A 13,093-nucleotide genomic window follows, 5' to 3' on the forward strand; every position below is an offset into this window, starting at 1 on the left:
CAACCGTGCCGACTACGACGGCTGGCGCGACGAGTACGGCTGCGCCGGGTGGGGCTACCGGGACCTCCTGCCCTACTTCCTGCGCGCGGAGGACAACGCGCGGGGGCTGAGTGCCTATCACGGCACCGGCGGCCCGCTCGCGGTCCAGGACCTGCGGCACAAGTCGGCCCACGCCGCGTCCACGCCCCAGAACCCAGACCTCGTCACGGCCCATTGGAGCAACCGGACGCGCAGCAAGCACGCCGCCCCCCGCGCGGGGGGGGGGGGGGGGGGGGGGGGGGGGGGGGGGGCCGCCCCGCCCCCCCCCCCCCCCCCACGCCGGGTCAGACCGGACGCGCCGCGGCGAACAGGTTGGCGGGGTCGTAGTAGAGCTTCAGCTGGCGCAGGCGCGCACGCGCCGCACCGAACCCGAGCGTGCGGTCGGCGCCGGGCGCGTCGATGAAGGTGAGCGCGAGCGCGTCGATGTGCCAGGCGGCGAGCGCGTCGACCGCCGCGTGCACGGCGGCCGTCGCCGCAGGAGCCGCCTCGGGCACCGGCACCATCGCGACCGCGTGCAGCGCGTACTGGCCCGCGAGCGAGGCCACCGCGCCGCCGGTCTCGGGGCGCCGGTTGAGCGCACCACCCAGGTGGCGCAGCTCATGCACGAACAGGCCCGGCTCGTCGGCCGCGGCCACGAACGCGTCCACGGCGTCGGCCGGCAGCTCGTCGAGCATCGCGTGCCACGTCACCGCGGGCGAGGGCTCGGGCGGGTCCATGTGGACCTGCACGAGCGCGGGCGCGGGGATCCGGGCGAAGGTGTCCATCTCGGGCTGCAGGGCGCGCAGCGGCTCAAGCAGAGCGGATGCCGCAGCATCCGTCTCTTCGATCGCGCCGTCGATCACCACGAGCGATCGGCCCGAGAGGAATGGCGGCAGCTCGGGCAACGGCGGGAGGTGCAGGATGCGCAGCGCCGTGGTGGCGGTCTCGGGAGCCGTCCGGGTCCAGCGCGCCCAGGCGTGGGCGACCTCGCTCGCGTGGGAGGCGTCCCACAGCAGCATGCCGGCGAAGATGTCGGCGATCGGCAGCAGGTCGATCTCGATCGCGACGACGACTCCGAAGGCGCCCGAGCCGCCGCGCAGCGCCCAGAACAGGTCGGCGTGCTCATCGGCGCTGGCGCGGACGACCGTGCCGTCGGCGGTGACGACCTCGACGGCGCGGACCGTGTTGACGGCCAGTCCGTACGCGCGTCCGTAGAACGACAGTCCGCCGCTCAGCAGATATCCGACGACCGACACGTCACCGGCGCTGCCGTGCGGGGCGGTGAGCCCGTGGGGCGCAGCCGCCTCGAGGACGTCGTTCCACAGCGACCCGCCGAGCACGCGGGCGGTGCGGGCGGCCGCGTCGATCTCGACGCCGCGCAGACCCTTCAGCGACACGATGACGGTGTGGGCGAGGTCGGTCTCACTGAGCGCTCCGGCGGCGTGGCCGGTGGACTGCGGCGCGATGCGCAGTCCCGACAGCACCGCGGCGCGCACGACGTCGACGACGTCGGCCGCCGAGCGCGGTACGGCCACGGCGAACGGGTTCTGCACGACGGCGAGGTTCCACGGCGTCCGCGCGGCGTCGAACCCGGTGTCACCGGGCAGGAGCACCTTGTCGCCCAGGGCGGCGCGCAGCTCTGCGGCTGCCGCGCCGACGGCGGCGTGAGGGACGTCGATGGCGAGATCGTTCAACGACATGGGATGCCTTTCGGTCGGGGTGCGACTGCGCTCCCTGCGCAGCACACCCCGTGATGGAGCGGCATCCCCCGCTCCTGATACACGTCAGCCGTCGAAGTCCTCGGGCTCGACGTCGTCGAGGAACTTCTTGAACTCGTCGAGTCGTTCGGCGGCGTCGGTGTCGGTGAGCACATCGGGCACGCCCGCCTCGGCCATCACCTCGTCGGCGACCCACATCGCCGCGCCGACCCGCGACGCGAGCGCGATCGCATCGGACGGCCGGGCGTCGACCACGCGGTCGCCGAGAGCGGTCGACAGGGTCACCTCGGCGTAGAACGTTCCGTCGTCGACGCGCGTGACCTCGACCCGGGTGGCGACCGCGTCGAGCGCGAGGATGATCGAGCGGATCAGGTCGTGCGCGAGCGGCCGCGGCACATCGGCGTTCTCGACGGCGACGAGGATCGAGGTGGCCTCGAGCTGACCGATCCAGATCGGCAGCACGTAGCCGTCGCCCGGCATCTGATCGACCGGCTTCAGCAGCAGGACGTGCTGTCCCGACGCGTCGAGGGCGACGCCGGCAACACGGACCTGGACCATGCACACATCGTAAGCACGGCGCGCGCACCCGGACAGGGGTGCACACGCCGTGCGGGTCGATGTGTCGACGTCAGACGACGCGCACGGGGACGGTGCTCGTCGTGGCGGGCACGTCGGTCCGCGAGGTGCGCGCCGCAGCCCGGGTGCGGCGGGCGGCGACCGCCGCGACGACCATCACGACGAGCCCGGCGGCCGAGATCGCCGCGCCGATCCACACGGGGGCCGTGTAGCCGAGGCCGGCACTGATGCCGACGCCCCCGGCCCACGCGCCCAGCGCGTTGCCGACGTTGAACGCTCCGATGTTGGCGCCCGAGGCGAGGGTCGGCGCACCCCCGGCGTAGTCCATGATGCGGCTCTGCAGTCCCGGCACGGTGCCGAAGCCGAACGCCCCCATGAGCACGAGCGCGACGACGGTCGCGACTTGCGATCCCGCGAGCAGGGCGAACGCGACGAGCACGACGACGAGTGCGGCGATGAAGGCGACGAGCGTCAGATCGAGGCGGCGGTCGGCGAGGCGGCCGCCGAGCCAGTTGCCTGCGACGAGCCCCGCGCCGAACAGCACGAGCAGCCACGGCACAGCTCCGGCCGCGAAGCCGCTGACCTCGGTGAGGGTGTAGGCGATGTAGGTGAAGGCGCCGAACATGCCGCCGAAGGCGAGCACGGTGACGGCGAGCGAGAGCCAGACCTGCGTCGAACGGAAGGCGCGCAGCTCGCGCCGCAGGCTGATCTGCTCCTGGGGTCCCTTGGCGGCGGGGACGAGCGCTGCGATGCCCGCGAGAGCGAGCACGCCGATCGCCGAGATCACCCAGAAGGTCGACCGCCATCCGAACTGCTGGCCGATGAAGGTGCCGAATGGCACGCCGAGCACGTTGGCCGCGGTGAGACCGGTGAACATGATCGCGATGGCGCCGGCGCGCTTCTCGGGCGCGACGAGGCTCGCCGCGACGACGGAGCCGATGCCGAAGAACGCGCCGTGCGAGAGTGCGGCCAGCACGCGCCCCGTCATGGCGAGGCCGTAGTCGGGCGCGATGGCCGTCAGCACGTTGCCGGCGATGAAGAGCACGACCAGCCCCAGCAGCACCGGTTTGCGCGGCAGGCGCGTGGTCGCCGCCGTGAGCCCCAGCGCACCGACCACCACCCCGAGCGCGTAGCCCGAGATGAGCCACCCCGCTGCCGCCTCCGTCACACCGAAGTCCTGGGCGACCTGGGGCAGCAGTCCCATGATGACGAACTCGGTGAGTCCGATGCCGAATGCGCCCATGGCGAGGGCGATGAGTCCGAGTGGCACGGGGGTTCTCCTGTTACACTGAGGTTTAGTTGCGCACGCGGGATATTGCGTGAGCGAGATACATAGTTGCACACGCTGGATATTTGCGCAAGCAAAGATCCCGCGCGGCATCACTCAGGAGGACGCCATGGGCATCGCAGACGACGCCGTCGAGGTGCGCGCGCAGGGCTGGCGCACGCTCGCCGCGCTGCACGGACTCATCGACGCCGAGCTCGAGCGCGCTCTGGCGGCATCCGTCGATCTCTCGGTCGTCGAGTACACGGTGCTCGACGCGCTGAGCAGGCAGGACGGCTGGCACATGCGCATGCAGCAGCTCGCCCGCGCGACGGCTCTCAGCCCGAGCGCGACCACGCGGCTCGTCAACCGCCTCGAAGACCGCGCGCTCATCACGCGCATCCTGTGCGCCGACGACCGCCGCGGCATCTACACCGAGCTCACCCCCGCGGGCCGCGCTCTGTACGAGCGGGCGCACCCGATCCACGACCAGACGCTCGCGCGGGTACTCGCCGAGGCCGCGCAGCAGCCGGAGCTCGCGCCCGTGGTCGAGGTGCTGCAGGCGGGCGTCGTCCAGCCCGTCTGACACCGGTCGTCCGCATCCATTCACCGGAATGGATGCTGCCAGCGTACGGTTGCAGACGACATGGAACGATTCGGAACCCTCTCGTTCGGCCACTACGGCCCGCTCGGCGGCGGCCGCCAGCTCACCGCCGCGGACTCGATGCTGCAGGCGATCGACCTCGCGCAGGGCATGGACGACCTCGGCGTGAACGGCGCATACTTCCGCGTCCACCACTTCGCTCGGCAGCAGGCGTCGCCGATGCCGCTGCTGGCCGCGATCGCGGCGCGCACCGAGCGCATCGAGGTCGGCACCGGCGTCATCGACATGCGGTACGAGAACCCGCTGTACCTCGCGGAGGAGGCGGCGGCGGTCGACCTGATCTCGGGCGGCCGGCTCGCACTGGGCGTCAGCCGCGGCTCACCCGAATCCGTCGTGCGCGGCTACGAGACCTTCGGCTACACCGGCTCCGAGGATCCCCGCGGCGCCGACATCGCCCGCGAGCACTTCGACCTGTTCCTGCGCGCCATCGACGGCGAGGGTCTCGCAGAGCGCGACCCGAACTCCCCGTTCGGCGCCGGCACGGGCCTGCAGCGCATCGAACCGCACTCCCCCGGCCTGCGCTCCCGCGTCTGGTGGGGCGCCGGCAACCGCGACAGCGCCGAATGGGCCGGCCGCACCGGCGTCAACCTCATGTCGTCGACGCTGCTCACCTCAGCCGACGGGCGCCCGTTCGACATCCTGCAGGCCGAACAGATCGACGCGTTCCGGGCGGCCTGGCGCGAGGCGGGCCACAGTGGCACACCCCGCGTGTCGGTGAGCCGCTCGATCTTCCCCATCACGACCGCCGAAGAGGAGATGTACTTCGGCGGCCGCCAGGACGGCGATCAGATCGGCATCATCGACGGCATCCGCTCCACGTTCGGCAAGACCTACGCGGCCGCGCCCGACGTGCTGGTCGAGCAGCTCAAGGACGACGCCGCCATCGCGTCGGCCGACACCCTCATGCTCACGATCCCGAGCCAGCTCGGGGTCGAGTTCAACCTGCGCGTCGTCGAATCGTTCGCGAAGTACGTCGCCCCCGAGCTCGGCTGGCGCTCGACCCGCGCCTGAGGATCCGGATGCCGCACCCGGCGCGCCGAGGCGGCACTGTGTGGCACCTTCTTGACCGGGCGGTCAGTCAGTTCTAGCGTGGAATCGACCCCCGACCGGGAGCCGCAACTTCTCGCAAGGAGGAGGTTCGAATGAAGAAGTGGATGCGTTGGGAGGACTGGGTCGCCGTCGCTGTGGGACTCGTCGCCGCGATCTGCGCATTCGTCATGCCGCAGATGGGCGCCTCGATGCCCTGGATGCTGATCCTCGGCGTCCTGCTCATAGCCGCAGGCGTCGCGAACCTGGCGATGCCGGGGATGGTCGCGATGGAGTACGTGCAGCTCGCCCTGGGCGCCCTGCTGTTCGTCGCGCCCTGGCTCGGCGGCTATGCCGACATGCAGTCCGGCGCCGCATGGGTCAGCTGGATCGGCGGAGCGATCGCGGTGATCGTCGCCGCGCTCGCCGTCAGGCCGGCCATGCACATGCACGACCGCTCCCTCCCGCACTGAACGCCGTGCACCGAGACGGGGGCGCCGGTCGCACCGACGTCCCCGCCGTCATCTGCAGAGGACCCTCATGACCCGCAACGGCGAGACCCGCACACGGATCCTCGACGCCGCCGAGCGCCTCTTCGCGGAGCGCGGCTTCGACGCCACGCCCACCGGGGCCATCGCCGACCTCGCCGGCGTGCCGAAGGGCCTGCTGTTCTATTACTTCCCGACCAAGGCCGACCTGCTGCGTTCTCTCGTCGGCGAACGGCTCGAGTTCGACCCGATCGACACGTCCGGGCTCATCGCGCACGGCGACCCCGCCCGCTCGCTGCTCAACGTGACCCGGCGGCTGCGCGATCTGCAGGCTCAGTCCGCGGTGCGCCGCGTCATCGTCTGGCGCGAGCACCGGACGCACCCGGAGGTGCGCGAACGGCTGCACGAGTACCGCGCTCAACTGCAGGCCGTGGTCGAGCGCGTCCTGAGCGCCAGCATCCTGCATCCGATCACGGCCCTGCGGGTGCGCACGGCCGCGGCGGCGTGGGTCGCGATCATCACGACACCTGCGCTGCCGGGCCCTCTGGCGGATGATGCCCCGGACGACACCGAAGCGACCCGCCCCGCCGACACGGCCGACCTGCCCGCGCTCGCGGACCTCATCTCTGCGGGCCTCCGCGAGCCCGCCGGATGACGACGTTCAGTCCAGGATCTCGACACCCGTGATGCGCAGCTCCTCCACGTCGAGCCGGGTCTGGATCTGCGTGACGACGGCGTCGTCCACGGCGCCCTCGCGCCGCAGGCGGTACAGCACCTCGCGCTTGCGGTCGAGCACCGCGATGCGCAGCTTCGAGTACTCCTCGTCGCGCTCGCGCGGCGAGGGCAGCGGGTCGGGTGCGGCCACCAGCACGGTGGTGGCGTCGAGGGATGCCTCGCCCTGCGCATCCGGCTCGCCGATCCGACGGTCCAGATCCGCGATCTGACGATCGACCTCGGCCTGCTGGCGCGCCTGGACGCGCTCGTTGTTGCGCTCCAGGTACTCGTAGTAGTCGCGCGTGAGGCGGTCACGCGTCTCTTCGCTGATGCCGTGGTCGTGGGCGAGCTCCTTGACCGCTGTGAGCGCGGCGCCTGTGATGGCCCGCTCGGCGAGCTCGAGCTCCTGCTGCATGCCGAGATCCTCGGGGAAGCGGGCCCACCGCACCACCGACGGCAGCAGCGGCCCCTGCACGAGCAAGGTCAGCACGATGATGCCCGCCGTCACGAACACGATCTCGTCGCGGCCGGGCAGGGCGTCGCCCGCCGACGTCGTCAGCGGCACCGACAGCGCGATCGCGAGCGACACTGCGCCCCGGAAGCCCGCCACTGCACTCACCACGCGCGAGCGCCAGGTGGTGCGCCTCAGGCGCTGCGAGGGCCTGCGGTCCAGCATCCGGATCACCATCACCGACGACGTCTGCACGACGAACCGCGTGACAAGCAGTCCGAGCCACACGGCGACCGTCACGAGCAGCAGCCAGCCGATCTCACGTCCCGGGATCTCATGGGCGACGGCCTGCACCTCGAACCCCATGATGACGAACAGCGATCCGTTCAGCAGGAACGAGCCGAGCGGCCACGTCCACTGCGCCTGCCGCCGCGAGGACGCCGTGCTGATGCGGGGCATGATGTACGCCACGATGAGGCCGGCCACCACGACGGCCAGCACGCCCGACGCATGGATGAGCTCGGCGAGCAGGAACGCCGTGAACGGCACCAGCAGCAGCGCGATGTTGAGGTTGAGGGTGTTACGCACACGGCGCATCACGAGATAGGCCGCTCCGGCCACGACGAGTCCCGCGACCGCTCCGCCGATGTACGACACGAGCACCAGCCAGGTGATGTCGAGCGGCGTGTACTGCCCGCCGACTGCGACCCCCACCGCGACGGCGTACAGCACGAGCGCCGTGCCGTCGTTCGTGAGGCTCTCGGCCTTCAGGTTCATGAAGTTGCGCCGCGGCAGCATGCGACCGAGCGCGGACACGGCCGTGGCGTCGGTGGGCGCGACCGCGGCGCCGAGGATCAGCGCCGCGTTCCAGGGCAGTCCGAGGGCCCACGCGATGCCGGCGACGGCGAAGGCCGTGGCCACCACCAGCACTGTGCTCGAGAGCACGATGCCGCGGAAGTCGCGGCGGATGGAGCGCAGCGACGTCGTCAGGCTCTCCCAGAACAGCAGCACGGGCAGGAACAGCAGCAGCACCGTCTCGGGCGGCAGCACGATGTCGCGCACCTCGGGGATGAATCCCAGTGCGAGGCCGGCGACCAGCAGCAGCAGCGGCACCGCGACGCGCAGCTTCGGCGCGAGGATGGCGCCCGTGAGCACCGTGATCCCGACGAGGACGGTGACCTCGAGTCCGTTCATGAGTCGGCTCCCTTCGGTGCAATGATGCTCGCAACCGTGAGGATGGCGCGAGGATTCCCGGAGGCGGGCCCGATGTCAGTCCAGCGTCGCTCCCAGCGCCGCCAGCGCACCGCCGGTCAGCCGCTGCGTGGTCCACTCGTCCATCGGGACGGCGCCGATGGCGCGGTAGAAGCCGATGGCGGGTTCGTTCCAGTCGAGCACCGTCCACTCCAGCCGCGAGTAGCCCCGCTCCTGGCACACCGCCGCGAGCGAGGCGATGAGCGCCTTGCCGTACCCCGCCGCGCGATGGTCGGGCAGCACGACGAGGTCCTCGAGCCAGATGCCGTGGCGACCCGTCCACGTCGAATAGGTGACGAACCAGAAGGCGATGCCCACCACCTCGCCCGCGTGCTCGACGACGTGCACGAACGCCTGCGGCGTCTCGCCGAAGAGCGTCGCCCGCAGCGCCTCGACGGTGTTCTCGACGGCGTCCGGCTCACGCTCGTAGTCGGCCAGTGCCTGGATGCACGCGAGGATGCCGGGCTCGTCCCCCGGACGGGCCTCGCGGAGGACGGCGTCGGCGGAGAGCACACGGGGGTTCACGCGTCGAGCGTAGCGGCCGCGGGCGCCGGCTCCGAGGCCCGGCGCCTCAGCCCAGCCCGACGAGGCCCACGCCGAGCCACTCGGCGAGATCGGCGATCTCTGCGCGCACCATCTCCATCTCCTCCGGTTCGAACGGGAGGAACTCGTGGATCGCGTTCACCCGCAGCACCTCGTGCGCCCGGTCGACCTCGGCATCCAGCATCCCGACGAAGCGGTCGCCGAGCAGGATCGGGTGAGCGAAGTAGCCGTACACCCGCTGCGGCTTGGGCTTGAACTGCTCGAGCACGTACGTGAACTCGAACACCTCCTCCAACCGGCGGCGATCGAACAGCAGACTGTCGTACGGGTTCAGGAAGGCGACGCGGCCCCCGGTGTCGTCGTCCAGGGCGGCGACCGCCTCGGGATCGACCCGGTACTTCGCCCCTTCGACGAGCGCCGGTTCGCCGGCATCCTTCGCGACGCCGGTCCACCACCAGTGAGCTCGCGCGACACCGCCCGCCTGCAGCCGCCGCTCCGAGAGCAGCCGCGCGGCCTCTTCGTCGCCGTACTCGGGAAGGTCTTTCGGGTACACGCGCTCGGCGAGGTCCCAGCGCCGATGCCGCCCCTCGCGGCCGACGACGGCGACCTCGCCCTGCCGCAGCAGGAAGTCGAGCATGTGTGGCACCTGATTGGCACCCGACCAGCCGTCGGGGGCACGGCTCACCTGCGCGGTATCGGGGATGTCGCTCGCGAGCAGCGGGCCCTCGCCGCGCAGGCGGGCGAGCACCTCGCTCCGGAACACGGCGTTCGCCTCGAGCCACCGCCTGCTGCTCTCGCGCTGCGGCCACGTGCGCATCGCGGGGAGCATCAGCGGCAGCAGGCTGATGGGACGGAAGGCGCCGTCGAACTCGAACAGCAGACGGTCCTGCTCGGCGGCCTTGCGCAGCTGGCCGGGCTCGTAGGACCAGCCGATGCGGGACCACGGCACGGTCTGCTCGCACGGGGCGATCGTCGCCGTGGGGTCGATCTTGATGTACGTCAGCTGCTCCGCGACCTCGACGACGTCGCCGGGCCGGTCCGCGTCGAGCAGCTGCGCGCGCACGACGAGCCTGCGCGCCTGGTCGCGGGTGAGCTCATGCGGCGTCACGATGCGTTCGCGGTCGTCTCTTCGGCGGGCAGCACGCGGTACCGCACGTGCGTGACGAGCGATGTCGAGCGGCCCGCGATCTGCTCCAGCCGCAGCGGGCCGACGCCGTCGAAGAGCCGCAGACCGTCGCCGAGGATGCTGGGCGAGACCTGCAGCGCCAGCTCGTCGACGAGCCCGGCCGCGAGGTACTCGTTCGTGGTCGTGGGCCCGCCCGCGATGTGCACGGGCAGGTCGCCCGCAGCCTCCTTGGCCCGCTCGAGCGCCGCGTGGATGCCGTCGGTGACGAAGTGGAACGTCGTCCCGCCCTCCATCACCAGCGGCTCGTGGGCGAAATGCGTCAGCACGAACACCGGGCGGTGGTAGGGCGGATTCGGCCCCCACCAGCCCCGCCAGTCCCGGTCCCACTCGCCGCGCACTGGGCCGAACATGTTGCGGCCCATGATGAACGCGCCCGCGGCCACGATCGCGTCGATCTCGGGGCGGTTCTCTTCGGGCGTCTCGAACATCCAGCGGTGAAGCGCCCCCTCGGGCACATCGCCGAAGGGCCGCTGCTCGGTCTGATGGTGGCCGGACCCGATCCCGTCGAGCGAGATCGACATCGTGGCGACGACGGATGACATGCACACCTCCGTGCGAGAGCTTCGGCGTTCCGGCCCCACGCTAGTGCCGGCATCCGACAGAGCGACAGCCCCTCGGCGGCCTGCGGCTGCCCCTCCCGCGGGAATGTGTGGGAGTTCCGCGGGAGGGGCAGTGCACACCGGACCCCGGCGAACGGAGCGCGGGTGCGATGCTGGAACCGTTCCCCCGAAGGCGGTTGGAGGATCCACCCGAAGCTCGGCTCACGACATCCTCGGGTGTGCGGGGCCAGGCTACAAGCCGCAACAGGGACGGTCGCGGGCGTTGAGGGACTGCTGAGCAGAAGCGAACCGCCGTGACACATCCGCGAAATGCGCCGCCCCTCCAACCGGCGCTGCGCCGCTCAGGCGCGCCGAAGCACCAGGGCCGCCGGCATCCGGCGGACGACGAAACGGAAGAGCGGCTTGGCGCGCGCTGTCGCCTCGGCGCCTTCGATGATGCGGGGCGCGGTCGTGGCGACCTCGCCGCCGCGCCACGTGAGGGTCGCCCCGCCTGCGGCCACGACGTTGCGGGCCCAGTTCGTGTGCGCACCCCACGGCAGCCCGATCAGGATCGTCGCCCTGTCCGTCGTCGGCACGACGGCGACCGGGGTGTCGAAGGCGGTGCCGCTCTTGCGTCCACGGTGATGCACGACCGCCCACAGCGGAAACCACCGGCGCCCGGCCAGGGCGTTCGCGACGGGCGCGAACGCGCGCTGCGCCGCCTGCGACGGCCCGGGCGTGCGGTCGGCGCCGGACATCTCAGCGGCTCACGATGTCGCGCGCGTGAAAGCCGATCCACTCCATGAGCGGCATCATCCGCTCCATGAGCTCGTCGCCGAGGGGCGTCAGCGAGTACTCGACGCGCGGCGGCACCTCGGGGTACGAGGTCCGTGCGACGAATCCGTCCTTCTCGAGCGTGCGCAGCGTCGAGGCCAGCATCTTCTCGCTGATGCCGTCGACGTGACGGCGCAGTTCGCCCCAGCGGGACGTGCCGTCGGTGAGGGCCACCAGCACGAGCACGCCCCACTTGCTCATGACGTGGTCGAGCACGACGCGCGTCGGACACGCTTCGTCGAAAGCTCCCGGAACCTTTGCCCGGATTTCCGCAATACTGACCGCCACGTAGGTACCTTACCTCAAAGTGGGTACCCGCTGGCTGGAATGTTCACGTTCGAACCCGACGTTGGCGTCGGTGAGCGCGCGACGCGCGGCTCCCCACCGAAAGGACCCTCATGACCATCCTCGTCACCGCCGCCGGCGGACAGCTCGGCCACCTCGTCATCGACGCGCTCCTCGACCGCGGCGTCGCACCGGCCGACATCGTCGCCGGAGCCCGCACGCCCTCCAAGGTCGCCGACCTCGAAGAGCGCGGCATCCGCGTCGTCGCACTCGACTACACCGTGCCCGAGACCGTCGCCGCCGCTCTCGACGGGGTCGACACCGTGCTGCTCATCTCGGGCACCGAGGTCGGCAAGCGGTTCGAGGGCCACAAGAACGTCATCGACGCCGCCGCCGCGGCCGGTGTCGCCAAGCTCGTCTACACGAGCCTCGCGCACACCGACACCATCGACTTCGTGCTCGCCCCCGAGCACAAGGCGACCGAGGAGTACCTCGCCGCCAGCGGCGTCCCCGCCGTCGTGCTGCGCAACAACTGGTACACCGAGAACTACACCCCCGACGCGCTGCGCGCCGCCGACACCGGCGTGATCGCGGCCTCGGTCGGCGACGCCCTCGTGGCCACCGCGAGCCGCGCCGACTACGCCGAGGCCGCCGCCGTCGTCCTCATCGAGGATGGCCACGTGGGCAGCACGTACGAGCTGTCGGGCGACACCGCGGTGTCGTACGCCGACCTCGCCGCTGCCGCCGCCGAGGCCCTCGGCCGCGACGTCGCCTACGTGCCGGTGTCGCGCGAGCAGTTCGAGGCGGCCCTCGCCGAGGCGGGCCTCGACGCGGGAACGGTCGGCTTCGTCGCCGAGATGGAGGACGGCATCGCCCGCGGCGTCCTCGCAGACGCCGACCCCACTCTCGCGCGCCTGCTGGGCCGCCCCACCACGCCGGTCGCCGAGGGGCTCCGCGCCGCTGTCGCCGCCGCGCGGGTCGACGCCTGATCCGCGCCGGTCACCGCAGTCAAGAGGGAGGGATGCCGCAGCGTGCGGCATCCCTCCCTCTCATTCCCGCGACGGGATCACTGCGCCGTCGCCCGGTCCACCGCCATCACCAGGATCACGCGGTCGGCCTTGTCGCGCGGGGGCGTCGTGCTGGGGTTGCCGTAGCGGTTCTGCAGGCGCACGTAGAACTCGCCCTCGGGGTCGGGGATCACCTCGACCAGCCGGCCCGCGACCTCGAGGTAGTGGAACGGCTGCTCCGGGTCGATGATCGACAGCGCCATCGACGGGTTGTGCTGCAGATTGCGGTACTTCTGGCGATAGTTGGTGTGGGTGAAGCGCACCTGGCCGTCGACGACCTCGAACCACATCGGGTTCACCTGCGCGGTGTCGTTCGGGCGGATCGTGCCGAGATGCCCATAGACGGGCAGCTCCAGCAGGTGGCGGCGGTCGGCGGGGACGAGTTCGTCGATCGAAGGCATGGCCCCCAGTCTGCCGTGGCCGGGAGGGGGTGGGGCCGATCCCGGCGATCCGACCGCCCGGCCCCGTC

Annotated in this window: 15 protein-coding genes; 5 read left to right on the forward strand and 10 right to left on the reverse strand. The window is 71.5% G+C overall.

Annotation, left to right across the window (positions count from 1 at the left end; all coding sequences use genetic code 11):
- Positions 1-323 precede the first annotated feature (323 nt).
- From ACTHNQ_RS18845 to ACTHNQ_RS18855, 3 genes are all read right to left on the reverse strand, one after another.
- Positions 324-1,718, reverse strand: coding sequence for an FAD-binding oxidoreductase (locus ACTHNQ_RS18845; RefSeq protein WP_440335473.1), 1,395 nt, complete (start codon positions 1,716-1,718; stop codon positions 324-326).
- Positions 1,719-1,802: 84 nt separating this feature from the next.
- Positions 1,803-2,294 carry a bifunctional nuclease family protein gene (locus tag ACTHNQ_RS18850; protein WP_018172690.1) on the reverse strand — a complete coding sequence of 164 codons (492 nt, stop codon included), beginning with the start codon at positions 2,292-2,294 and terminating at the stop codon, positions 1,803-1,805.
- Positions 2,295-2,364: 70 nt separating this feature from the next.
- A complete protein-coding gene (locus ACTHNQ_RS18855) occupies positions 2,365-3,582 on the reverse strand; it encodes an MFS transporter (protein WP_440335474.1) in 1,218 nt (405 codons plus the stop codon).
- Positions 3,583-3,709: 127 nt separating this feature from the next.
- Between ACTHNQ_RS18855 and ACTHNQ_RS18860 the strand changes: the two genes are divergently transcribed.
- The 4 genes from ACTHNQ_RS18860 (at position 3,710) to ACTHNQ_RS18875 (ending at position 6,409) form a co-directional block, all read left to right on the forward strand.
- Complete coding sequence (locus tag ACTHNQ_RS18860) at positions 3,710-4,162, forward strand: MarR family winged helix-turn-helix transcriptional regulator (protein WP_440335475.1); 453 nt, start codon at positions 3,710-3,712, stop codon at positions 4,160-4,162.
- 60 nt (positions 4,163-4,222) lie between these two features.
- A complete protein-coding gene (locus ACTHNQ_RS18865) occupies positions 4,223-5,251 on the forward strand; it encodes an LLM class flavin-dependent oxidoreductase (RefSeq protein WP_440335476.1) in 1,029 nt (342 codons plus the stop codon).
- A gap of 131 nt (positions 5,252-5,382) precedes the next feature.
- Positions 5,383-5,739 (forward strand): SPW repeat domain-containing protein, encoded by a 357-nt coding sequence (locus ACTHNQ_RS18870; RefSeq protein ID WP_440335477.1) that lies wholly within the window; start codon positions 5,383-5,385, stop codon positions 5,737-5,739.
- 67 nt (positions 5,740-5,806) lie between these two features.
- The gene (locus ACTHNQ_RS18875) at positions 5,807-6,409 is read left to right on the forward strand and encodes a TetR/AcrR family transcriptional regulator (RefSeq protein WP_440335478.1); all 603 of its coding nucleotides are present in this window, start codon (positions 5,807-5,809) and stop codon (positions 6,407-6,409) included.
- 6 nt (positions 6,410-6,415) lie between these two features.
- On the opposite strand, the gene ACTHNQ_RS18880 is transcribed toward ACTHNQ_RS18875, so the two are convergent.
- The 6 genes from ACTHNQ_RS18880 to ACTHNQ_RS18905 all read right to left on the reverse strand — a co-directional run bounded on the left by ACTHNQ_RS18880 (position 6,416) and on the right by ACTHNQ_RS18905 (position 11,560).
- The gene (locus ACTHNQ_RS18880; protein WP_440335479.1) at positions 6,416-8,113 is read right to left on the reverse strand and encodes a Na+/H+ antiporter; all 1,698 of its coding nucleotides are present in this window, start codon (positions 8,111-8,113) and stop codon (positions 6,416-6,418) included.
- Between the two features lie 75 nt (positions 8,114-8,188).
- On the reverse strand, positions 8,189-8,695 hold the full coding sequence (locus tag ACTHNQ_RS18885) for an N-acetyltransferase family protein (RefSeq protein WP_440335480.1): 507 nt from the start codon (positions 8,693-8,695) through the stop codon (positions 8,189-8,191).
- Positions 8,696-8,741: 46 nt separating this feature from the next.
- On the reverse strand, positions 8,742-9,821 hold the full coding sequence (locus tag ACTHNQ_RS18890) for a DNA glycosylase AlkZ-like family protein (protein ID WP_440335481.1): 1,080 nt from the start codon (positions 9,819-9,821) through the stop codon (positions 8,742-8,744).
- Complete coding sequence (locus ACTHNQ_RS18895) at positions 9,818-10,441, reverse strand: dihydrofolate reductase family protein (protein WP_440335482.1); 624 nt, start codon at positions 10,439-10,441, stop codon at positions 9,818-9,820. Before ACTHNQ_RS18895 ends, ACTHNQ_RS18890 begins: the two co-directional genes overlap by 4 nt.
- Before the next feature lie 359 nt (positions 10,442-10,800).
- On the reverse strand, positions 10,801-11,196 hold the full coding sequence (locus ACTHNQ_RS18900) for a nitroreductase family deazaflavin-dependent oxidoreductase (protein WP_440335483.1): 396 nt from the start codon (positions 11,194-11,196) through the stop codon (positions 10,801-10,803).
- Position 11,197: 1 nt separating this feature from the next.
- On the reverse strand, positions 11,198-11,560 hold the full coding sequence (locus ACTHNQ_RS18905) for a winged helix-turn-helix transcriptional regulator (RefSeq protein WP_026305724.1): 363 nt from the start codon (positions 11,558-11,560) through the stop codon (positions 11,198-11,200).
- A gap of 110 nt (positions 11,561-11,670) precedes the next feature.
- On the opposite strand from ACTHNQ_RS18905, the gene ACTHNQ_RS18910 reads away from it, so the two are divergent.
- On the forward strand, positions 11,671-12,546 hold the full coding sequence (locus ACTHNQ_RS18910) for an SDR family oxidoreductase (RefSeq protein WP_440335484.1): 876 nt from the start codon (positions 11,671-11,673) through the stop codon (positions 12,544-12,546).
- A gap of 77 nt (positions 12,547-12,623) precedes the next feature.
- Here ACTHNQ_RS18910 and ACTHNQ_RS18915 read toward each other — a convergent pair whose 3' ends face one another.
- Complete coding sequence (locus ACTHNQ_RS18915) at positions 12,624-13,025, reverse strand: TIGR03618 family F420-dependent PPOX class oxidoreductase (RefSeq protein WP_440335485.1); 402 nt, start codon at positions 13,023-13,025, stop codon at positions 12,624-12,626.
- Positions 13,026-13,093 lie beyond the last annotated feature (68 nt).

Source organism: Microbacterium sp. (genome assembly GCF_051953575.1).
Lineage (GTDB): Bacteria > Actinomycetota > Actinomycetes > Actinomycetales > Microbacteriaceae > Microbacterium.

Coding starts and splice junctions, on each gene's coding strand:
- ACTHNQ_RS18850 (WP_018172690.1), bottom strand. CDS start 2,294: ATGGTCCAGGTCCGTGTTGCCGGCGTCGCCCTCGACGCGTCGGGACAG.
- ACTHNQ_RS18895 (WP_440335482.1), bottom strand. CDS start 10,441: ATGTCATCCGTCGTCGCCACGATGTCGATCTCGCTCGACGGGATCGGG.
- ACTHNQ_RS18900 (WP_440335483.1), bottom strand. CDS start 11,196: ATGTCCGGCGCCGACCGCACGCCCGGGCCGTCGCAGGCGGCGCAGCGC.
- ACTHNQ_RS18860 (WP_440335475.1), top strand. CDS start 3,710: ATGGGCATCGCAGACGACGCCGTCGAGGTGCGCGCGCAGGGCTGGCGC.
- ACTHNQ_RS18875 (WP_440335478.1), top strand. CDS start 5,807: ATGACCCGCAACGGCGAGACCCGCACACGGATCCTCGACGCCGCCGAG.
- ACTHNQ_RS18845 (WP_440335473.1), bottom strand. CDS start 1,718: ATGTCGTTGAACGATCTCGCCATCGACGTCCCTCACGCCGCCGTCGGC.
- ACTHNQ_RS18865 (WP_440335476.1), top strand. CDS start 4,223: ATGGAACGATTCGGAACCCTCTCGTTCGGCCACTACGGCCCGCTCGGC.
- ACTHNQ_RS18880 (WP_440335479.1), bottom strand. CDS start 8,113: ATGAACGGACTCGAGGTCACCGTCCTCGTCGGGATCACGGTGCTCACG.
- ACTHNQ_RS18870 (WP_440335477.1), top strand. CDS start 5,383: ATGAAGAAGTGGATGCGTTGGGAGGACTGGGTCGCCGTCGCTGTGGGA.
- ACTHNQ_RS18910 (WP_440335484.1), top strand. CDS start 11,671: ATGACCATCCTCGTCACCGCCGCCGGCGGACAGCTCGGCCACCTCGTC.
- ACTHNQ_RS18915 (WP_440335485.1), bottom strand. CDS start 13,025: ATGCCTTCGATCGACGAACTCGTCCCCGCCGACCGCCGCCACCTGCTG.